The 20,846-nt window shown below is 68.6% G+C and carries 13 protein-coding genes, 1 tRNA gene and 3 pseudogenes; 13 read left to right on the top strand and 4 right to left on the bottom strand.

The genetic code is table 11. The annotated features are described in order from the left end of the window. Positions 1-130 precede the first annotated feature (130 nt). From tmk to DBP14_RS15055, 4 genes are all read left to right on the top strand, one after another. On the top strand, positions 131-3,436 hold the full coding sequence (tmk, locus tag DBP14_RS15070) for a dTMP kinase (RefSeq protein ID WP_129307718.1): 3,306 nt from the start codon (positions 131-133) through the stop codon (positions 3,434-3,436). Between the two features lie 246 nt (positions 3,437-3,682). Beyond that, complete coding sequence (locus DBP14_RS15065; RefSeq protein ID WP_129307717.1) at positions 3,683-4,888, top strand: DNA polymerase III subunit delta'; 1,206 nt, start codon at positions 3,683-3,685, stop codon at positions 4,886-4,888. Between the two features lie 163 nt (positions 4,889-5,051). Further along, positions 5,052-6,641 (top strand): alpha/beta hydrolase, encoded by a 1,590-nt coding sequence (locus DBP14_RS15060; protein WP_129307716.1) that lies wholly within the window; start codon positions 5,052-5,054, stop codon positions 6,639-6,641. Positions 6,642-6,748: 107 nt separating this feature from the next. Further along, a tRNA-Thr gene (locus DBP14_RS15055) sits at positions 6,749-6,822 on the top strand. A 47-nt stretch (positions 6,823-6,869) separates the two neighbouring features. Here DBP14_RS15055 and DBP14_RS15050 read toward each other — a convergent pair. Both DBP14_RS15050 and DBP14_RS15045 read right to left on the bottom strand, forming a co-directional pair. Next, positions 6,870-7,745 carry a hypothetical protein gene (locus DBP14_RS15050; RefSeq protein WP_129307715.1) on the bottom strand — a complete coding sequence of 292 codons (876 nt, stop codon included), beginning with the start codon at positions 7,743-7,745 and terminating at the stop codon, positions 6,870-6,872. A gap of 102 nt (positions 7,746-7,847) precedes the next feature. Continuing rightward, positions 7,848-8,216: pseudogene (locus DBP14_RS15045) on the bottom strand (tyrosine-type recombinase/integrase); the annotation flags it as partial. Positions 8,217-8,356: 140 nt separating this feature from the next. On the opposite strand from DBP14_RS15045, the gene DBP14_RS15040 reads away from it, so the two are divergent. From DBP14_RS15040 to DBP14_RS15030, 3 genes and pseudogenes are all read left to right on the top strand, one after another. Beyond that, positions 8,357-11,668: a DUF3320 domain-containing protein gene (locus tag DBP14_RS15040; RefSeq protein WP_241740919.1), complete on the top strand. Its 3,312-nt coding sequence runs from the start codon at positions 8,357-8,359 to the stop codon at positions 11,666-11,668. Positions 11,669-11,959: 291 nt separating this feature from the next. Further along, positions 11,960-12,457, top strand: a pseudogene (locus DBP14_RS15035) (DUF5753 domain-containing protein); the annotation flags it as partial. Between the two features lie 166 nt (positions 12,458-12,623). Continuing rightward, positions 12,624-13,037 (top strand): ATP-binding protein, encoded by a 414-nt coding sequence (locus DBP14_RS15030; protein ID WP_129307714.1) that lies wholly within the window; start codon positions 12,624-12,626, stop codon positions 13,035-13,037. Between the two features lie 337 nt (positions 13,038-13,374). Here DBP14_RS15030 and DBP14_RS37450 read toward each other — a convergent pair. Both DBP14_RS37450 and DBP14_RS15020 read right to left on the bottom strand, forming a co-directional pair. After that, positions 13,375-13,592, bottom strand: a pseudogene (locus DBP14_RS37450) (hypothetical protein); the annotation flags it as partial. A 430-nt stretch (positions 13,593-14,022) separates the two neighbouring features. Then, complete coding sequence (locus tag DBP14_RS15020; RefSeq protein ID WP_347239650.1) at positions 14,023-15,522, bottom strand: NAD(P)/FAD-dependent oxidoreductase; 1,500 nt, start codon at positions 15,520-15,522, stop codon at positions 14,023-14,025. 420 nt (positions 15,523-15,942) lie between these two features. Between DBP14_RS15020 and DBP14_RS15015 the strand changes: the two genes are divergently transcribed. From DBP14_RS15015 to DBP14_RS14990, 6 genes are all read left to right on the top strand, one after another. Continuing rightward, entirely contained in the window at positions 15,943-16,272 is a 330-nt protein-coding gene (locus DBP14_RS15015; protein WP_164992331.1) for a hypothetical protein, read from the top strand. Beyond that, positions 16,269-16,928: a DUF5819 family protein gene (locus tag DBP14_RS15010; RefSeq protein WP_129307712.1), complete on the top strand. Its 660-nt coding sequence runs from the start codon at positions 16,269-16,271 to the stop codon at positions 16,926-16,928. Before DBP14_RS15015 ends, DBP14_RS15010 begins: the two co-directional genes overlap by 4 nt. Further along, positions 16,925-17,929, top strand: a complete 1,005-nt coding sequence (locus DBP14_RS15005) for an HTTM domain-containing protein (RefSeq protein WP_129307711.1) — start codon at positions 16,925-16,927, stop codon at positions 17,927-17,929. The genes DBP14_RS15010 and DBP14_RS15005 overlap by 4 nt, the downstream gene beginning before the upstream one ends. Positions 17,930-17,990: 61 nt before the next feature. Continuing rightward, positions 17,991-18,791, top strand: a complete 801-nt coding sequence (locus DBP14_RS15000) for a serine hydrolase domain-containing protein (RefSeq protein WP_241740918.1) — start codon at positions 17,991-17,993, stop codon at positions 18,789-18,791. 421 nt (positions 18,792-19,212) lie between these two features. Next, positions 19,213-19,440, top strand: a complete 228-nt coding sequence (tvaA, locus tag DBP14_RS14995; protein ID WP_129307709.1) for a thioviridamide family RiPP peptide — start codon at positions 19,213-19,215, stop codon at positions 19,438-19,440. A 572-nt stretch (positions 19,441-20,012) separates the two neighbouring features. Then, positions 20,013-20,744, top strand: coding sequence for an AfsR/SARP family transcriptional regulator (locus DBP14_RS14990; protein WP_164992330.1), 732 nt, complete (start codon positions 20,013-20,015; stop codon positions 20,742-20,744). Positions 20,745-20,846: the final 102 nt, after the last annotated feature.

Genomic DNA, 20,846 nt, shown 5'->3' with positions numbered 1-20,846 from the left:
GGTCGTCGGCTCCGACGGATCGTCACCGCCGCGTCGCGAAACGAACGCCCCGGCATCGCTTTGGTGTCGGGGCGGTCGCGCATCCGGACGGCCGAGGTGTGGTGTCAGTGGCTGCGGATAGGCTGAACGCATGACGCGAGCCGAGCAGCCAACGGCCCCCACTCCAGCACCGGACGACGCCCTCGTCGCGGACTCACGCGAGCGTGCCGTCCGTTCCCTGCTGCGCCGACCGGAGCTGCGGCGCCTGTGGAGCGCCCAGCTCGTGAGCGGTGTCGGCGACACCCTCGCCGTCCTGGTGCTGGTCGTCCTCGCCCTCCAGGCGGCCATCGCGGAGAGCTCCTTCGGCGGTGGATACCGCGGCGTCGCGTTCGCGGTGGCGACCGTCTTCGCGGCCCGCGTCCTCGCCACGCTGCTCTTCGGGGCCGTCCTCCTCGGCCCGCTCAGCGCGCTGACCGACAAGGAAGGCCCGCTCGACCGCCGCTGGACCATGGTCGGCGCCGACGGTCTGCGCGCCGTGCTGCTGATCATCGCGCCCCTCTGGATCGACTGGACGCCGCAGAACGCGCTGGCGTATCTGCTCGTCACCGCCTTCGTCACCGGAGTCGCCGAGCGCCTGTGGACGGTGTGCCGGGAGAGCGCGGCCCCCGCGCTGCTGCCCGCCCCGCCCCCGGAAGGAGCGACCGTACGGCCGCTGCCGGACCACATGGACGCCCTGCGCCGCCTGGCGCTGCGCACCACGTTCCTGGCGATCCCGCTCGCCGCCGCCACGCTCGTCGTCGCCGCGCTCTTCAACAACCTGCTCGGGACCGGCGTCGACTGGTTCGACCAGCACCAGGCGGCCCTCGCGTCGTACGTGGCGGCCGGTCTGTTCGCCGCCTCCCTGTCGGTGCTGACCGCCCTGGAGCTGCCCGGCGTCCGCACCCCGCGCGCGCGGTCCCCGCTGGAGGGCCTGCGCCGCCCGCGCACCGGCGCCGGTGTGGACAAGGGCCGTACGGGCGCCATCCCGCTGCTCGTCCCGGCCTGCGCCGCCGTCGCGGGAGCCATCTCCGCCGCCGTCTCCGTGTGCGTGCTGCACGCGAAGGACCTGGGCGGCGGCCCGGTCCTGTACGGCCTGCTCGTCCTCGCGCTGACCGGCGGCGTCGCCGTCGGCATCCGTACGGCGCCCTCGATGCTGCCCTCGCTCTCGCGCCGCCGGCTGCTGGCCCTGGCGATCGCCTTCACCGGCGTCGCCCTCCTGGCCGGTGGCCTCGTCCCCGACGTCACCACGGTCCTGCTGATCGTCGCGCTGGCCGGCATCGGCGCGGGCGTGGCCGCCAACACCGGGCACACCCTGCTCGACCAGGAGACCGAGGACCACCGCAGGGCGCGCACCACCGAGCACCTGCACGCGGTGGTCCGCGTCTTCATAGCGCTCGGCGTCCTCATCGCGCCCCTGGTAGCCGCCCTCATCGGCCCGCACCGCCTGGAGAACGGCAAATTCGTCTTCGCGCACGGCGGAGCCGCCTTCACCCTGATGCTGGTCGGCGCGCTGCTGCTGCCGGTCGCCGCACTGGTCCTCGCCAAGGTCGACGACCGCTCCGGCGTCCCGCTGCGGCACGATCTCAGGGACGCGCTGCTCGGCGGCGACGACCCCGTCCAGGCCCCCGCGTCGAACGGTTTCTTCATCGCCCTGGAGGGGGGCGACGGCGCCGGCAAGTCCACCCAGGCCGAAGCCCTCGCCGAGTGGATCCGGGCCAAGGGCCACGAGGTCGTCCTCACCCGGGAGCCGGGCGCCACCCCGGTCGGCAAGCGGCTGCGTTCGATCCTGCTGGACGTGTCCTCGGCCGGCCTGTCCCACCGCGCGGAGGCCCTGCTCTACGCCGCCGACCGGGCCGAGCACGTCGACACCGTCGTACGGCCCGCCCTGGAGCGCGGCGCGATCGTCATCTCGGACCGGTACATCGACTCCTCCGTCGCCTACCAGGGCGCCGGCCGCGACCTGTCCCCGACGGAGATCGCCCGGATCAACCGCTGGGCGACCGACGGGCTCGTCCCGCACCTCACCGTCCTGCTGGACGTCGCGCCGGAGGCCGCCCGCGAGCGGTTCACCGAGGCGCCGGACCGGCTGGAGTCGGAGCCGGCCGAGTTCCACGCGCGCGTGCGGGCCGGTTTCCTCACGCTCGCCGCGTCCGACCCCGGCCGCTACCTGGTCGTGGACGCCGCCCAGGAACCCGAAGCCGTCACCACGGTGATCCGGCACCGGCTCGACACCGTCCTGCCGCTCTCCGAGGCCGAGATCAAGGCCCAGGAGGAGGCGCGCAAGCGGGCCGAGGAAGAGGCCCGCCGCAAGGCCGAGGAAGAGGCCGCCCGCAAGGCCGAGGAGGAGCGCCTGGAGCGCGAGCGCCAGGAGCAGCTCGCCAAGCTGCGCGCCGAGGAGGAGGAGCGCAAGCGCCGCGAACTTGAGGAGGCGCAGCGCCGGGAGGCCGAGCGGCAGGCGGAGGAGGCCCGGCAGCGGGCCGAGGAAGCGCGCCGCCGCGCCGAGGAGGAGCAGCAGCGGCTCCTCGCCGAGGAGAAGGCCCGCGCCGAGGAGGAGGCCCGCCGCAAGGCCGAAGAGGAACGGCGCCGCAAGCAGGCCGAGGAGGAGGCCCGGCTGCACGCCGAGGCCGAGGCCCGGCGCCTGGAGAAGCAGCGCAAGGCCGAGGAGGCCCTGCTGCGCGCCGAGGAGGCCCGCCGTCAGGCGGCCGAGGCCGCCGCCTCGGCCGACGCGGCCGCCCGCCGGCCGTCGGCACCCCAGCCGAAGGCCCCCGGGATGCCCCCGGAGACGGCGACGGTCCCGACCCCGGCCGTGTCCCCGGCCGACTCGCGGAACCAGCGGCGGACCGCCCCGCCGGCGCCGGGCGCCGAGGAGACGGTGCCGACACCGGTCGTCTCCCCGCCGACGGACGAGACGACGGTGCTGCGCCCCGTGCGCGAGGACCGCCCCGCGGACGCCTCCCACCCCGACTCCGAGGTGACCACCGAGCTGCCGCAGCCACCGGCGACCCCGGGCGCGGCGGACGACACGGCGGTGCTCCCACCGGTGGCTCCCGGCGCGGCCGACGAGACCGCCGTACTGCCGCCGGTGTCCCCGGGTGCGGCGGACGAGACGGCCGTACTGCCGCCCGTGCGGGACCGTGACCCGGCGGACCGGGTGCCGCCCGGCCTGTTCCGGGACGAGCGGGCCGCCTCCGGCCCCGACGGTTCCGAGAGCCGTACCCGCGAGATGCCCCAGCTCGACGCGGACGGCACCCCCCGACGTCGGCCGCGCCCCGACTGGGCCGAGGAGACCCCGCTGGACGACCTGCCGAGCCTGGCGGACGAACTCCTCGGCTCGTACGACTCCTACGACGAGCAGGGCGCCGGGGAAGCCGAGGAGGACAAGGGCCGCCGAGGACGAGGCCGGGGCCGCCGGGGCTGAGCGGGCTGGGCCGAACGAGCGGCTTGATGGCCAGGCCGGGCTCGGTCTCAGTGGCGCCCGGGGTGGCTGGGCCGCAAAGCCTGGCCGCCCGCCGCTCGCCCTCGCCGGCTGACCCCACCGAGCCTCACCTCGCCCAGCCCCACCTCGTACCTTGACCCCCGACCTCGCCCACCCGCCCCCGTTGTCAGTGCTCACCCGCACAATGGGTGGCGGAACGTGGAGTGTGACGGAAGGGCGGCGTGACCCGTGAGCGTGTGGGACGACCTCGTCGGGCAGGAGAAGGTGAGCGCGGTGCTCGACGCCGCCGCGCGGGACGCCGACGCCCTCGTCACGGCCGCCGCGGCGGACGAACCGCTGCCGGAGTCGTCGAAGATGACGCACGCCTGGCTGTTCACCGGCCCGCCCGGAGCCGGCCGTAACCAGGCGGCGCGGGCCTTCGCCGCCGCCCTGCAGTGCGTGAGCCCCGACCGTGCCCTCGGCGGAGCCCCCGGCTGCGGCTTCTGCGACGGCTGCCACACCGCGCTGCTCGGCACCCACGCGGACGTCACCACGGTCGCCGCCGTCGGCTCCGAGATCCTGGTGAAGGACATGCGGGACACGGTCCGCAAGTCGTTCACCGCCCCGGCGAACGGCCGCTGGCAGATCATCCTCGTCGAGGACGCCGAGCGGCTGAACGAGAAGTCGGCCAACGCCGTCCTCAAAGCGGTGGAGGAGCCCGCGCCGCGCACGGTGTGGCTGCTGTGCGCCCCATCGATCGAGGACGTGCTGCCGACCATCCGCTCCCGCTGCCGCCACCTGAACCTCAGCACCCCGTCGGTCGCCGCGGTCGCCGACATGCTCGTACGGCGCGACGGCGTCGAACCGGACGTCGCCGCCGAGGCCGCCCGCGCCACCCAGGGGCACGTCGACCGGGCGCGCCGCCTGGCCACGGACCCCGCGGCCCGCGGGCGCCGCGCGGCCGTCCTCAAGCTCCCGCTGCGCCTCGACGAGGTCGGCGCCTGCCTCAAGGCCGCGCAGGAACTCGTCGACGCGGCCGCCGAGGACGCCAAGCAGCTCGCCGAGGAGATGGACGGCAAGGAGTCCGAGGAACTCAAGGCGGCGCTGGGCGCGGCCCAGGGCGGGCGGCTGCCGCGCGGTACTGCGGGAGTGATGAAGGACCTGGAGGACATGCAGAAGCGCCGCAGAACCCGTACGCAGCGCGACAGCCTGGACGTGGCCCTCGGCGACCTCACCGCCTTCTACCGTGACGTCCTCGCCCTCCAGCTCGGCTCCCGCGTCGCCATCGCCAACGCGGACGCGGAGGACGCGCTGGAGCGCCTGGCCCGCTCCGGATCGCCCGAGTCCACCCTGCGCCGCATCGAGGCGATCGCCGCGTGCCGGGACGCCCTGGACCGCAACGTGGCTCCGCTGCTCGCGGTGGAGGCGATGACGATGGCGCTGCGGGCCGGTTGAGGGGCGGCGAGGTCGAGGCAGCCGTACCTCGGCGAGCCATCGGTAGCTTCGGGGCAGCGTCCCCCACACGGGCGTACCGGAGCGAGCGCCACCCCCGTCCCCCGAACGAGCTACAAAGCCGACGCACCGCGCTCGGGAGGTCGCACAGCGTTACGCTCGCTTGATGCACATCAGGCCCACCCCCCGCCGCCCCAGGTCGACGGCCCGAGCCGCCGCCACCCTCCTCGCGGCCGCCGCCCTCCTCGTCTCCGCCTGTTCCCCGAGCAGTTCGACGGTGTCGGCCGGGGCCACGGCGCAGGGGGTGCTGGCGGCGCTGCCGCGTGCGACACCGCCGGCGCTGTCGTCGTACTACGCGCAGAAGCTGCACTGGCGCAGCTGCGGCGCGCCCGGTTTCCAGTGCGCGACGATGAAGGCCCCGCTGGACTACGCGAAGCCCGCCGCGGGTGACGTCCGGCTGGCCGTCGCCCGGAAGAAGGCCACGGGCAAGGGCAAGCCGCTTGGCTCGCTGCTGGTCAACCCGGGCGGTCCGGGCGGTTCGGCGGTCGGCTACCTCCAGCAGTACGCGGGCATCGGCTACCCGGCCGGGGTCCGGGCCCGCTACGACATGGTCGCGATGGACCCGCGGGGCGTGGCCCGCAGCGAGCCGGTGGAGTGCTTCGACGGCCGCCAGATGGACACGTACACGCAGACGGACACGACTCCCGACGACCAGAGGGAGACGACCGCGCTGGTGACGGCGTACAAGACGTTCGCGGAGAGCTGCGGGGCGCACTCGGCGCGGCTGCTGCGGCACGTCTCCACGGTCGAGGCCGCGCGGGACATGGACATGCTGAGGGCGGTCCTGGGTGACGGCAAGCTGAACTACGTGGGCGCGTCGTACGGCACGTTCCTCGGGGCGACGTACGCGGGCCTGTACCCGCAGCGGGTGGGCCGCATGGTGCTGGACGGGGCGATGGACCCCTCCCTGGACTCGCGCGAGCTGAACCTGGGCCAGACGGCGGGCTTCGAGACGGCGTTCCAGGCGTTCGCGAAGGACTGCGTACGGCACTCCGACTGCCCCCTGGGCGGCAAGGGCACCACGCCGGCGCAGGTCGGCGACCATCTCAAGGCGTTCTTCGGCAAGCTGGACGCCCACCCGATTCCGGCCGGCGACGCGGACGGCCGCAAGCTGGGGGAGTCCCTGGCCACGACCGGCGTGATCGCGGCGATGTACGACCAGGCCGCCTGGGAACAGTTGCGCGAGGCGCTGGCCTCGGCGATGAAGGAGAACGACGGCGCCGGCCTGCTCGCGCTCTCCGACAGCTACTACGAGCGGGACGCCGACGGGCACTACACCAACCTGATGATGGCCAACGCCGCCGTGAACTGCCTGGACCTGCCGCCCGCCTTCACCGGTCCCGAGCAGGTGGAGCAGGCCCTGCCCGAGTTCGAGAAGGCGTCCCCCGTCTTCGGCGAAGGGCTGGCCTGGGCCTCGCTGAACTGCGCGTACTGGCCGGTCAGTGCCACGGGGGCGCCGCACCGCATCGAGGCGAAGGGCGCGGCCCCGATCGTCGTGGTCGGCACCACCCGGGACCCGGCGACCCCCTACCCGTGGGCCCAGTCCCTGGCCCGCCAGCTCTCCTCCGCCCGCCTCCTCACCTACGTGGGCGACGGCCACACCGCCTACGGCCGCGGCAGCAGCTGCATCGACGGAGCGATCAACACGTACCTCCTCCACGGCACCCCGCCGGCCCCCCAGAAGCGCTGCTCCTAGGCCTCCCGCCGGGCGCCTCCCCCCGCCCCCGAGGGCGTGTACGGAGCACCCCGGGAACCTGTGTAAACTTACCGACGTTGCTGATCGCACCATAGTGCGGTCAGCGCGCCGCCTTAGCTCAGATGGCCAGAGCAACGCACTCGTAATGCGTAGGTCTCGGGTTCGAATCCCGAAGGCGGCTCTATCGAACCCCAGGTCGGAAACGCTTCCGACCTGGGGTTTTGTCGTTCAGTGAGTGTGATTGCGACGCCGGGTGAGTCTGCTGCCCGTGTCAGAGGTCTCAGTTCTGGTCTCAGTCGACGTCGAGAGCGGGGGCGGCGTGCTCAGCGCCGTACGGGCCGCACGTGTGAACGCCTGCCGATCGATTTCATGCTGTTCCCGGCTCAAGATGAGTTCTGCTCCCACCGGGAACGCTTGCTCCGACGCTGCTGAGAGTCGTTCAAAGTTTTCTGTAAGTGCATCACGAGCGGCGCTGGAGACCTGACGGTACTGCTGCATGCTCTCCAGCGCTGCACGGAGCACTGGGTGTCCATCCAATTCACGCAGGTCTCGCCCTTGTGCCCGATACGACGTCACGAGGTTTGTGAGGTCTCGATTCCGGCGCTGGAACTCTGCTGTTGCCTCGGCTAGGGCGTCGTTGTCGATGGGACGTCCGTCCACATCAGCTATCGCTTCTTGGACCTCTGTGGTGAGTCGAGCAACGATCTTTACGTCTCGCTCCATTGTCTTAGATAGAGACTCAGCGGCACGCGCGACATCCAAGGGGCCGAGTATGGCGATGCGCCGTGCCCGCTCAGCCATGCGGACTGCGGCCACTCGAAGGGTTTCCAGCGCCGCTGAATCGGAAGCGTGGTCCTCGGCAGGCGTCTGGGTGATGCGCAGGCACTCATCCCAGGCTCCAAGGAAGCTCTCATACGCGGTCATGCGCTCTTGCCGCGTCCAGTGACCGTGCTCGACGGCACCTTGATCCTGCACCTGCCGTCGAACGGCCTCGGCGTTCTTCTCTGCACCGAACCTGGCTGCTCGCGCCCCAACGAGTGCACCCCAGCCAGTTGCTGCAAGCCCGATGACTGCGATTGCGAGAGGAATCACGAAGTCTTTCACGGCGGTACATCATGTCTGTCAGCCAATGGACTGGGAAGTCCTGTACCCGTCTGCTGTTACTGGCCCCAGGCCGAAAGGCGATTTCGTCCTGGGGCGCTGCTGTCAGCGGATACGACGCCGCCTCCGGGACCGCGCCGCTTTGCTGTCGGTGGTCTCATCGCTGGTCGCGGGGATGTCGGGGGTGAGCTGGGGGCCAGCGACGAAGAACTCGCCCATCCGCCGCATGGCGTCCTTCGACAGCTGGGACCGGCCCTTCACATAGCGGCGGGTCTGGCTGATCTGGGTGTGCCGCAGGATCTCCATGATCGTGGGCATGTCGACGCCCAACTCGTTCAGGATCGTGCCGGCCGTGTGGCGGCTCCCGTCGTACAGGCGGCGCTCGTCGATCCCGGCTTCGGTGAGCAGGTCCTTGAATTCCTCGTAGTCCGCGCGCGGGTCCAGCGGGCGCCCGTCCGGCCGCGAGAACACGACGTCGGGCAGTTGAAGCGCTCTCAGACCTGCGCACGGTTGCCGAGCGCAGCCCGTTTGCGGCAACGACGCCAGAACTGCGTACTGTTCAGGGCGTACGGCAGACCATACGCACCCTGGAGGCGGGCCTGCCCGACCGGGACTTGGCTACTGCCGACGGGGGACTGACGGACGACCCCTCGGGAAGCCTCGCCCAGCTGGCCGAGCTGTTCGGGATGCCCAAGCCAGCAACCGCCCAGGCCGCGTTCGGCCTCTTGGAACTCGCCGATCTGGCCTCCGTGGCCAAGCGGCCGCCTGCAGGATGGTTAGACGAGGAAGGTCTGCGCGAGGCCCATCGAGCGGCTGGGGAGTTGCGGGACGCCTTCGCCGCCCGCGGGGCTGCCCGTGGGGCAGCGGAGGACGTCTTCGGTGAGCAGGTGCTGGCGGCCGAAGGATTGCCGACCCTGGTCGAGAGGTTCAGTGAACAGCATCGGGGCGCTTTCTCGCGGCTGTCCGGCCAGTACCGGGACGACCGCGCGGAGGTGGCCGCGCTCACGCGCAATGGGGCCTGGGACAAGACGCTGCCCCAGCGCCTAAAGGATGCTCTGGCCTGGCAGAACGCCGCGTCCGAGCTCTCTCGGCTGATAGCGCACCACGACGAGGCACTGGGCGGCTACGTTCCCCACGACGAGGACGAACTGCCCACCATGGATACGGTGCTGGCGGTGGCGGATCGCGTTGCGGAACTCACCCGGGGGTGCACTGACCGGGACTTTCTCGCGGCCCGCCTGGCTGATGGCGCTGAGCCCGACCCGCTGCCAGGGCTGTTGGCCCGTCGCATTCGTGGCGCGCTGTCCGGTTGGTGCGTCGCGGCGGCACGCCGTGCCGAGCGCTGGTCTGAGTCCTCGGCCGCACTGCACGACCTCTTCGAGGAGCGCCGCCGGGTTCAGCTGTCTCTCGCCTTGTTCAACACCTTCGATCAAGCCCAACAGGCCGTCGATGACCTCCGGGCCGACCCGCGTGGCCCGGAAGAGTGGCAGGCGTACCGCTCTGGACTGGACGTCCTGGCCCGTCATGGCATTGACGAAATCGTCCCGCGTGCTGTCGAACGAGGTGTCCTGCCGGAGCGGTTGACTGCGGCCGTGGAGCAGGCGGTACTGAAGTGCTGGGCCGACGACCTCTTGGCCACAGACACCAGGCTTGCCGTCACCCGCTCGGCAGACCTGGATGTCCGGGTGGCGGACTTCCAGGAGGTCGATCGAGGGCTGGTATCTGCAGCGAGCGGGGCTGTGGTCGAGGAATGCAACAAGCGTAGACCGCGCCGTTTCAGCGGCGGGGCTGCCGCAGTAATCAAGCGTCAGGCGGAGCTGAAGCGACGCCACATGCCGGTCCGGGAACTGCTGGGCCGGACCCGTGAAGTCGTCCGGCTGATCAAGCCGTGCTTCATGATGAGCCCGTTGACGGTGAGCCAGTTCCTGCCTGCGGACTACCACTTCGACGTGGTCATCTTCGATGAGGCTTCGCAGGTCCGCCCTGCCGACGCCGTCAACTGCGTGTACAGGGCGGGTTCCCTGATCGTGGCGGGTGACGAGAAGCAGCTTCCGCCCACGTCCTTCTTCGATGCGGCAGTCGAGGATGACTCCGACGAGTATGACGAGGACATCCCCGACACCTTCGAGTCGCTGCTCCATGTCTGCAAGGCGGGTGCCCTACGAGAGCTTTCGCTGGGCTGGCACTACCGAAGCCGTCACGAGGACCTGATTACGTTCAGCAACAGATCCTTCTACGGCAACTCCCTGGTGACCTTCCCCGGAGCGTTGGATCACGGCAACGACATCGGTGTTGAATTCTTCTCCGCACAGGGCGTGTACGACCGCGGCGGTCGACGGGACAACCGCGTGGAGGCGGAGTTTGTCGCCCGGCGGGTCATCCATCACTTCGATACCCGACCCAGCCGCACCTTGGGGGTCGTCGCCCTCTCTCAAGCACAGGCAGCGGCCATCGACCAGGCCGTTCAGCAGGCCCGTCTGGCCCGTCCTGACCTGGACGACTGCTTCACTGAGGATCGACTGGACGGGTTCTTCGTCAAGAACCTCGAATCCGTCCAGGGCGACGAGCGCGACGTCATGATCATGTCGATTGGCTACGGTCCCGACGAGCATGGCAAGTTCGGCACGAACTTCGGGCCGATCAACAAGGGAGGCGGCTGGCGGCGCCTCAACGTCGCTGTCACCCGGGCACGTTTCCGCATGGAGGTTGTCGCATCCTTCCGGGGCAGCGGCTTGGCCGACAGCGCGAACGAAAGCGTGCAGCACCTCAAGCGGTACCTGGAGTACGTCGAGAACGGTCACGCCGTCCTTGCGCAGGACGTGACCCAGGCCGACGCCGATCCGGACAGCCCTTTCGAGGAGTCGGTCCTGCAGGTGCTGCGTGACTGGGGCTACCGGGTGCAGCCGCAAGTCGGCGTTGCCGGATACCGCATCGACGTCGGCGTGCGCCATCCGCAGTTCCCCGGCGCCTACGCGCTCGGCATCGAGTGTGACGGCGCTATGTACCACTCATCCAGGACGGCAAGGGACCGCGACCGGCTGCGGGAGGAGGTTCTCGCCGGGCTGGGCTGGCGGCTGCATCGCATCTGGGGAACCGACTGGTATCGCGGCAGGGCCGCCGCTGAGCTGAGGCTGCGTGAGGCGGTCGAGTTGGCGGTCGAGCGGGGACCGATGTCGGATACAGCCCCGATGGATACAAGGACGCGTCCGGCTGTGCCCGCAGGGGACGACGAAGTGGCAGGTACACCGGGCACCAGGGCGGTGGTCCCGCCCTCCGCCGTCTCGGCCGCGCCCGGTGCCCCGGAACCGGCAACCTACGTGCCTCCGATCGCTACAGCGGATCACGTGCGCGTTCTGGTCGACACCGAGCCCGACCGGCCGTGGAGCTCGCAGTACGAGACAAGCGAAATGACCGTGTCGTCACCGTACGAACTGCACACTCTGGAGGCCCGGCCCGCGCTGCGCAAGTTCGTTACCAGGGTCATTGGGATCGAAGGACCCATTCACGAGGAGTTGTTGGTGCAGCGGGCCCGGGAGGCGTGGGGCGTGGCTCGGGCCGGCAACCGGATTCGCGACAACGTGCAGGAAGTGGTGCGCGGTCTCGTCGGCTCGGGGCAGGTCGCCGTCGATGGTGACTTCTTGGACGTGGCAGGCAGGAATGAGCTGGACGCCCGCGTTCCAGGTGACGGCGACACCCCTCGCAAAGCCGCGCATATCGCTCCGGCTGAGCGGCAGTTGGCGCTGTACGAACTTGCTGCAGAGTGCCCGAGCATGTCGCGGGACGAACTGGTCCGGCATGCAGGCGAGTTCTTTGGCTGGCGCCGCATGGGCAGGGACATCCGCGGCTTCCTGGACTCCGACATCGATGCACTGCACCGTCGTGGCAAGCTGAGGGAGACAGACGGGCACATTACGGCGGTCGGCTGACGGTAACCGGGTGAACCGGACGGGCTATGTCATGGCCGGCGTGGTGGTGCGCGGGGACCAATTGACGCGCCGTAAGCGGATAGTTTCTGCGAACGGCTCTGTAAAAGGCCAGGCCACATAGCCAGTGGCCTGGCCTTTTGCGCTGCTCGGGGGCCTGCCGCGTCGGTTCTGGTGCCGCGAGGTGGCTTGCATGAGCGATGCATGAGCGGAGCGGGTCGGGAGCCTACTTCTTGGGCTTCTTCCGCTGGGCTTATCAACGACCGCTACGCGCACCGCGGCGTCACCCGCGCGTACGTGTCCAACGTCGTGCCTGGTTTCTTCCAGACCCCCGCTTACGCCACGGCCCTGGTGGAGGCCATCACCGACTTCCAGGGCACCCTCAACGACGTCTCCGAGGCCGTCGCGGCCCGCGTCGCCCGGAGCCGGTTCCTGTATGAGGGCGGACACCGGTTCGTCGTGCTCATGGAGGAGTGCGTCCTGCGCTACCGCGTCGGCGACGCCGAGACGATGGCCGGACAGCTCAGGCATCTGCTGACCGTGATGCCGCCGCCCTCCGTCTCCCTGGGCATCATCCCCTTCACCGCGCAAAGGACCATGTGGCCGCTGGAGGCGTTCTACCTCCATGACGGCGCACGCAGTGTCGTGGAGACCCTCACGGCTGAGGTCAACGTGGTGCAGCCGCGCGAACTCGTCGACTACCGCAAGGCGTTCGGGGAGCTGACGAAGCTGGCCGTTCACGGCAACGCCGCCCGCGCCTTGATCGAGTCGGCCATCATCGCCCTCGGATGACGTCGCGCAATTCCCCGCAATGCTGTTGAGCCGAAACTCCGGCTCTCCGTACGGGCGTTGGCGTCGCCGGGCAGGTCCAGGCTTGCCCTCGGCGGCAGCGCAGGAGAGTCCGGCTCGCGTATCCCCCCTTGCGAGCGGGACATCCCAGCCCCGAGGAGACGACCCCGTGAGCGTCACGACCAGACCCACAGTCGGACCGCCCGGCTACACCGAAACCCTCCCCTGTGAGCCCGAGACGGCCAGTCGTGCCCGGGGCGTTGTCTCGGTCGCGCTGAACACCTGGGGCATAGCCGAGTTGGCGGAAGCGGGGACGCTGATCGTCTCCGAGCTGGTGGGCAACGCGGTCCGCCACACCTCGTGCCGTCTGGTCCGGGTGTCCGTCCGGCGTGTCACGGACGATCTCGTACGGATCGGCGTCACCGACAAATCCCACGCCCTGCCGAAAATGGACCTGGTCGCAGACGGCGATGAGACGGGACGCGGCCTTGTCCTGGTCGATGCCCTTTCACACCGCTGGGGCTACTACGAACTGCGCTGGGGCAGGACAGTTTGGGCGGAGCCGGCGGTCCCGCCGTGCTGACCCTGCGGCTGCTACCCGAAGACGAACTCGCGGGCGTCGCCGATCCAGAGCGACGCGTAGAGCTGGCCTTCCCCGCCGCACCGCGGGCACGTTCGCCGTCCGCACCCTGCGCCTGACACCCGCCGACGGCTGCGCACGGGAACGATCTGGGCAGCTCGGTTCCTACCCAGCAGAACTGTAGCCCCAAGATCGCAGCGGCGGCTACGCCTACTGAACCGCACCGACAGCGCCGGTAGACATCGAAGGCTCCATGTACCGGGCTGGCACTGCTAATCAGGCCGATGCTCTGGCCGGTCGCCGTGGCGAGGGCATCAGCGCTTCCTGCGGCTTGTCTGCGCTACGCGGCTTCGGCGTAGCATGAAACGCCTGATGCATCAGCCCGTGCGCTGGGCAACGCGGTGCTGCAAGGCCAGGACCTCGACCAGCTCTGCTCGGCCAGCAGCCCGACCAAGGATCAGGCTGCACAAGGGCGGTCACCTGCCCGCGGGTGGTGCGTCCCGTTGCCCATTCGTGGTCGAGGGGGGCGAAGTAGTCGTCGATCCACGATCAAGGGGAACGTTCACGACCGTGAACCACGCTGTGTCTCTGCGTCGGGGCTTGTCTCTGCGTTGGGGCGCCGTGACGAGTCGCGTCGTCGCGCCACCAGAGTGGTACCGGTGATCACCAGGCCGATCGCCACGACCTTCGCGGCCTGGTAGATCAGTGAAGGGCTGGAGCTGGACCGGCCCAGAAACCCCCAGAGGAGCAGACCGAGTCCAGACAGCATCAAGAGGAAGCCGCCGACCGGGCCCAGGTTTCCCCAGCTCCAAGGAGATGCCGCTAACTCCTGCTCTGTGCCAGGCTTTTCATGTTCATCAGCTGTCATGGCTCGCACATTAACAAGTTTCCGGTCCGCGGTCGTGCGGCGCCTGAGCCAGGAAAGCGACGTAGCCAGGCCGCGCAGGCTGTGCACGAGGGACCTCGGCGCTCTGTCGTTCCCGTCACCTCATGGACCGGTGCGGGCGGTCTCGTTGGGAGCGAGGCTTGGTGTTGTGTGAATGCCGAATTCGTGCCTCAGCGCGGAACGGGCGGCCAGGTAACCGGACATCCCGTGCACGCCAGGTCCTGGCGGTGCGGATGCGGAGCACAGGTACACGCCGCGGAGCGGCGTGCGGTAGGGATTCACACGGGGGGCTGGGCCGAGCACGCTCTGCTTCAGGGACACGGCCCCGCCATTGATGTCCCCACCGACGTAGTTGGGGTTGTAGGTCTCGTAGTCGCGGGCGCTGATACCGCGGCTGGCGATGACGGTGTCTCCGAAGCCGGGCGCGTAGTGCTCGATACGTGCCTGCACCATGGGTACGGGGTCCCGGGAGCTCCCGTTCGGTACGTGGGCGTAGGCCCACACCGGCCGCTTTCCCTCTCGAGCGCGAGTGGGGTCGGCCACGGCAGGGTCGACCACCAGGACGAAGGGCACTGGTGCGGCGACACCTGCGGCGGTGAGGCTTTCTTGGTGACGTATCTGCGCCTGCGTCCCGCCGAGGTGCACGGTGCCTGCCCGACCTACGTCAGGATCCTTCCAAGGGATGGGAGCGTTGACGAGGAAGTCCACCTTGGCGGCCCCGGGGCCGTGGCGGAAGCGGGCGAGGTGGCGAGCGTAGCGGGCAGGGAGTAACTCGCCGGCGGCTTGGAGGAGACCTTTCGGGGCGGTGTCGAACAGCACCACCTTCGATCCCTGCAGTTGCCTCAAATCATCGATTTTGCATCCGGTATGGAACGTGCCGCCATGCGCGGCGATATCTGCGGCCAAGACCTCGGCGATGCGGCTGCTGCCGCCTTCTGGAAGGGGCCAGCCGCTACCGTGGGCGAGGTGCCCCAGCAGGAGTGCGATCGCGCCCGAGGCAAGACTCGGCAGTCGTCCCACGGCGTGGGCCGCGACACCGGTGAGCAGGGCCTTGCCGGCTTCGGTTGTCAGAGTGCGCCCTCCCAGCCGGGTGCCGAGCGTGAGAGTCCGCGCAGCGAACCTGACTGCGACGAGCAGGTCCTGCGGAATGGCGCGCTGGTGGGAAAGGGCGAGGTCGACTACGTCGGAACTGCGCTCCAGCAGTGGAGTCATCATGCGTCGCCAGGGTTCGCCGTCCGTCCCCAGCCGAGCGCAGGTTGCCTCCAGGTCGTGGTGAGCCAGGGCAGCTGTGCCGTCGGGCAGTGGGTGGGCGTAGCTGATCTCAGGTAGACGTAGGCGCACCCCGCGCGCGGCCAGATCGAACTCTCGGAAGAACCGCGACGCAGCTGCCATGGGGTGGACGGCCGCGCATACGTCGTGCGTGATGTCAGCGTCGAACAGTGACGTGGTGCGCAGGCCGCCACCGATCTCATGGTGACCTTCGAAAAGTTGCACATGCAATCCGGCGCGTGCCATGACGACTGCAGCCGCCAGTCCGTTCGGGCCCGTCCCCACGATTGCGACGTCCGCCTTCATCACCGGCTTTTCCCCCTTCGTCGGCAAGCGCCACCTCCAGGGTCGACCGACGCAGGCCTACCGCACGGCTCGCCCAATGCGCGACAAAGCAAACACTAAACGACATCGCTCGGCAAGGTGCGGTGTCTGACGGGTTCGTTCGTTTCATCTGAGTCATCCCATAAATGACCGGTTCAGGTGTCACTTTTCAGTCACAGGAGTCTCATAAAAGTCACTTGTCCCATGATCATGAGCACGATAAGTTAACCGTCAGGAGCGAACGCGACCAAAGGTCCTGACTTTCTAGATGTTGGGATTTGTTTGCTCCGAACGGTTGCAGTGCAGCTGACTCCAGCCCTGAACGCGGGGGACATCCCCGGTGATCAGTGGCGCCTCATCCGGAGGCGCCGACGGGATCCGGGAACCGTGGGGGCTGTGGGGAATGACCGAAAAACGAAATGGGGAACAATGCAGAAGCGAACTGTCGGTGCCGTCATCGGTGCCGCTGTCGCGGGTACATGCCTTGCACTGACCATGCAGGGCTCGGCCCAGGCCACGCCTGTGGCGCCGGTGAACGAGAAGGTGGCCGTCAGCAAGGGCGAGGCCGTTGCGCCCAAGGCGGCCGCGAGCGCGGTCGGCCGGGCGGCCGCCCGGGCTGCCGTGCACGCCAGGGCCGCTTGCCCTTCCGTGGCCCACGCGGTGGGAGCGCTGACGGACAACCTGAGCCTCGGCGGAGTGTTCCGCGCGCCGGCCAGGATCTCCAGCAGTGTCTCCAGCGCGACCGCGTTCGATAGGTGACGGCGACTCGTCGCGTCCAGAGGGCGGTACTGCTTGCCGGTGCCGCCCTCTTGGGCGCCCACTTCTCCATCGCGGCCTTCTCCCAGACGCCGCTGAGTCCTGCCAAGGTGCAATTGGCGCCGCTCCTGAACGCCTACCTCCAGCCGTACTTCTCGCAGAACTGGATGCTCTTCGCCCCGGATCCGGTGATGGTCGACCAGGGGATCATCGCGCGGGGCCGTTGCAGCGACGGCGAGGTCACGAAGTACTACGACGTGACGGGTCCATCCATCAAGAGGGTCCAGAACGACAGGTTCTTTCCCTCCCGGATGTCACGGGTGGTCAGCAACGGAATCCAGCAGTACAACTCGACCGACGACCTCCTGAGGCGCCTCCGCGATCAGAAAGAAAAAGGGAAGGCGAAGAAGTCGGGAAAGAATCCCATTCCGCTGCTGCCCTACGAGAAGCGCACGCGCAATCAAGCGGTGAACTACCTCTCACGGTACGCGCTGACTCAAATGAATCAGGCGTGCACGGACGGTCGTAGTCTCCAAGAAGTGCAGGTCCGGATGTACGTCCGGTCTCTCCCGCCCTGGTCGCAGAGGGACAACCCCCACGCACACGACAAGGTCGACGCCTACGACTTTCCATGGAAGAAGGCTGCTGATCTGCAGTGAAAATATCAGAAAAGATCGACACCTGGGCCAGCCGTCCTGCCGCGGTCCTGGGTGTGTCGGGAACCCGTGCGTTACTGGGGTTCGTCGGCCTCATGTTCTACGTCAGCCAGTACGGGGACCGACGCTACCTCTTCGGCCCCGGAAACGACACACTGCTGCCCTACCACCTCTTCCTCGACGAGTTGCACGACTCGGGAAGTTTTAGTGTCTACGCATGGAGCAACTCGCCGGTCGTGTTCGAGGTGTTGTTCCACATCGGATTGATCGCTGCTTTGGCCGTCACGCTGGGTGTCGGGGGCCGTCCCGTCCTGGTGGTGCACGCCATATTTCTGTGGTCGCTCTACCAGCGGCAGTCGGCGCTGATGGACGGCGGCGACAACCTCATGCAGCTGGTCATTCCGATGTTGCTTCTCACACGCTGCTACGATCATTTCTCCTTGCGCTCTCCGCTGGGGCAACGGGTGCTACAGCGCGTACCCAAGGCCCTGCGAGCTGCCGGTGTCCCACTGCACAACCTGGGTGTCACCGCGATCGCCGTGCAGATGTGCCTGGTCTACATGGTTAGCGGGCTCTACAAAGTGCAGGGGCAGGCGTGGCAGGACGGAACCGCGCTCTTCTACATCATGCGGGTACCGGAATTCGAACTCCCCGGCGTCTCGCAATTTGTGTACAACAACGACCTGTTGGTGTACCTCGGCACCTACGCAACAGTCCTCTTTCTCGTCTACTTTCCCATGGGAGTCCTGGTACGGTCCCTGCGTCCGTGGGCGGCCGCCGCATCCATCGGTTTCCATGTCTCCATCGGCTTGTTCATGGGGCTCACCGGATTCGCATTGACGATGATCGCGTGTGACCTTGTCTTCCTGTCGCCGGAACTGTCCCGCGCACTGCAGGCGGCGCGAAAGCTGAGTGCACGCGGCAAGGAGAAAGCAGCGGTGGACGGAACCGGAAGCACCGCGCCACAGAACCGCGAACCGGTAGCGGCCGCTTCCGCCGACTGAAAGGCTCTCCGTGCGACGCCCTTCCACCTGCGTCATCGGCAGTCACCTCGATGCTCCCCGTGTGACCGGCGGGCATGATCCCGACGCGTACGTGGAGCTGGGGTCTTTCACCAAGGTCCTGACCGGAACCGTGCTTGCCGTGCTTGCCGAGAAGCGCGTTGTCTCCCTCGATGACCCGGTCGAACGGTGGCTGAGCGCGCCGGCCGGTACGGGTGTCACTCTTCGGCACCTCGCCGACCACACCTCCGGCCTCCCGCGACTGCCTCCTGACACAGGTCTGTTCAACCCGTACAGGGACTTCACGCAGGCTAAGCTCGAACAGTCCGTGGGTCGGCTCGATGGTTTGGTCACCGCGAGCCCTGGCGAGCGCGAGGAGTATTCCAACTTCGGGTACGCCGTGCTCGGCGCCGCTCTCATGTCGGCTGCCGGCCAGGACTACGAGGCACTGGTCGGCGATCACGTGCTCGTGCCTCTCGGACTGCCTGCGGCGGCGGTGGCCGCGAGACCGCCCGCGGACCAGCGTCTGCTGGCATCGAGTTGGTTCGGCCGCCCCTCGAAGCCATGGGACTTGACCGGGGCCATCCTGCCCGCTGGCGGTATGTGGGCCAGCACGCGTACAGCCGCCCGCCTGCTCACCGGACTCGTCGTCGACAGGACTCTCGGTGAGCCGGCGCTCACCTGGCGCCGGGTCGGAGAGCTGCCGCTGACCTACCACAACGGTGCCACCCGCAAATCCAGGGTCTTCGCCGGAGCGTTGCCCGACGGCCGCTGGGTGGTCGTTCATCGCCTCTCCGGATCCGTGAAGGACACGGATGCAGAGGGAATAGGCGAACTTCGCGCATCGGCCGACAAACGCGGATAAAGCGGCGGATTCCATCGTGGTGCAACCGAACGGCTGCGGTGCGCGGGTCAGTCTGCGTGCGCGATGCGTGAGCGGATGGTGTGGCACAAGCCGTCCCGGGCCGGACGCGACGACGTGCCGCGCGGCGCTGATCTGCGGGAACAGCACCGCGTGGCACGGGTCGGAACCACCCACCCCGATCGCGGCAGCCCTTGTAATGCGTAGGTCTCGGGTTCGAATCCCGAAGGCGTCTCCACTGAAACCCCAGGTCAGCTGCATGGCTTGGGGTTTTTGTGTGCAGGGCCGGGGGCTTCCGTCGCCGCCTCGGCGGGGCGATAAGCATGCGATAAGGGTTCGATCAGTAGACCGTGGGAGTGCTCGCCTAACGTCGGGGAGCGACGTCTCGGAGGTCCCGAGGGTCGAAGCGTGAAGGGAACGAGTCGTGACCGAGAAGACCCAGATCACCGACGTTCAGGCGTTCGAGGACCTCGTGGCGAAGGTGCAGGAGATGGACGGCGCCGCGGAGGCGAGCTCCACCGTCGCGGCCCTCGCCGGTCTGGACGCGGCCGAGCTGCAGACCTTCCTTGAGGAGAAGTCCGGCATCTCTCCGGACGAGGAGGCACAGGGGAGTGTCATGGCCGCCGCCGCGTCGGTCGCTCTCCACTGCTGACAGCCGCCGGGCGTGGGCGCTGGGCATCCGGTGGGAGCCGGGTGGCCCGGCGTCCGTCCGTGCTGCCGCGGCACGGGTCCGTCCTCGTTCGGCGCCGACCGTGTCGGGGGCCTTCGTCCGGCGTGGAAACGCGGGTTGCGGCGTCCGAGGGCAGCCCGGGAACGCCCGGGAAACGATGCGGGACAATCGCTGGCCGAATCCATACAGTCTGGCTCTCTCTTACGAATTTAACGCGTGATCTGCTGGCAACAACCCAGTCGCCTTGATACGGTCACGACAGTTGGCACACAGAGCTCGCGCTGCGACTTGCAGTTCGGTTCGAACTCGGGGGAGATGCCGCTAATGGATTCGTTATGGAGCGAGTGGTGAACCGGCGCCTGCAAGGCGCCCGTTTCGGCCCTCTGCTGGACGGTGAGGGCGAAAATATTCAGCCACATCGGCGAAAAAGCCCACAGTCAGTTCCCGATGTGACCAGAAAGCACTCCGTTCCCGTGGGCGGGATACCGGCGATACCGGGGACCACTGGGGGGCCGAATGTCCTGCCTCCCGTTCGGGTTTATCTCCTGGGGTCCGTGCTCACCCTCGACGCAGAGGGCGGCCAGATAGAGATGACCCCGCGCCAGGCAACTGTTCTGGCCATGCTGGCCAGTTGCCTCGGCCAGTCCCTCACCAGGGACCGGCTCATTCACGGGATCTGGGGAGACGACCCGCCCCTGACCGCCGTCAACTCGGTTCAGGTGACGATCTCCGGGCTGCGCCGGCAGTTGCGGCAGGCCGGACCGGGCGAGTTCGTGCTGACCGCCCGCCAGGGGTATGCGCTGTCGACGAGCACGGTCACGACAGACCTCCTGGTCATGGACGCCTACCGGGCGATCGCCGCTGACGCGCGGTCGGTCGGCAGGGACGCCGCGGCAATCGAAGCCCTTCGGCGCGCGATCGACCTGTGGCGGGACGATCCCATGCCGGACATTCGGGCGCCGTTCGCCGATGAATTCCGGCTGAAAGCCGTCGAGCGGCATATCGAAACGCTGACGGAGTGGATCGACGCGAACATTCGATGTGGGCGTTCCGCGATTGTCATCGAACGCATCCGGGACAGCCTGTCACGCTTTCCCTGGCATCAAGGGCTGTACGCACGGCTGATGGCATGCTTGCACAACAGCGGCCGTACACAGGATGCCCTGGACCTTTACCGGCAGCTCAGATCCGCCCTCTCGCATTCTTTCGGCACCGAGCCGTCACCGCTGGTTGCCCGCCTGCACCAGGCGATCCTTCGCAACGATTATCCGGTAGAGCTGGCCTGACGGTGCCCCCATCCCAGGCCGGTGAAGCCCGTCGTCCTGCGCGCTGTCCTGTCGCGACGTCGTGCGCCGGAAAACTCCCGTCGCCAACCGTGAATTGGAGAT

This window comes from Streptomyces sp. L2 (assembly GCF_004124325.1).
Lineage (GTDB): Bacteria > Actinomycetota > Actinomycetes > Streptomycetales > Streptomycetaceae > Streptomyces.
The sequence above is the reverse complement of the archived record's forward strand: the minus strand, read 5'-3'. Positions and strand labels throughout refer to the sequence as shown.

Coding starts and splice junctions, on each gene's coding strand:
- tmk (WP_129307718.1), top strand. CDS start 131: ATGACGCGAGCCGAGCAGCCAACGGCCCCCACTCCAGCACCGGACGAC.
- DBP14_RS15060 (WP_129307716.1), top strand. CDS start 5,052: ATGCACATCAGGCCCACCCCCCGCCGCCCCAGGTCGACGGCCCGAGCC.
- DBP14_RS15015 (WP_164992331.1), top strand. CDS start 15,943: ATGCAGAAGCGAACTGTCGGTGCCGTCATCGGTGCCGCTGTCGCGGGT.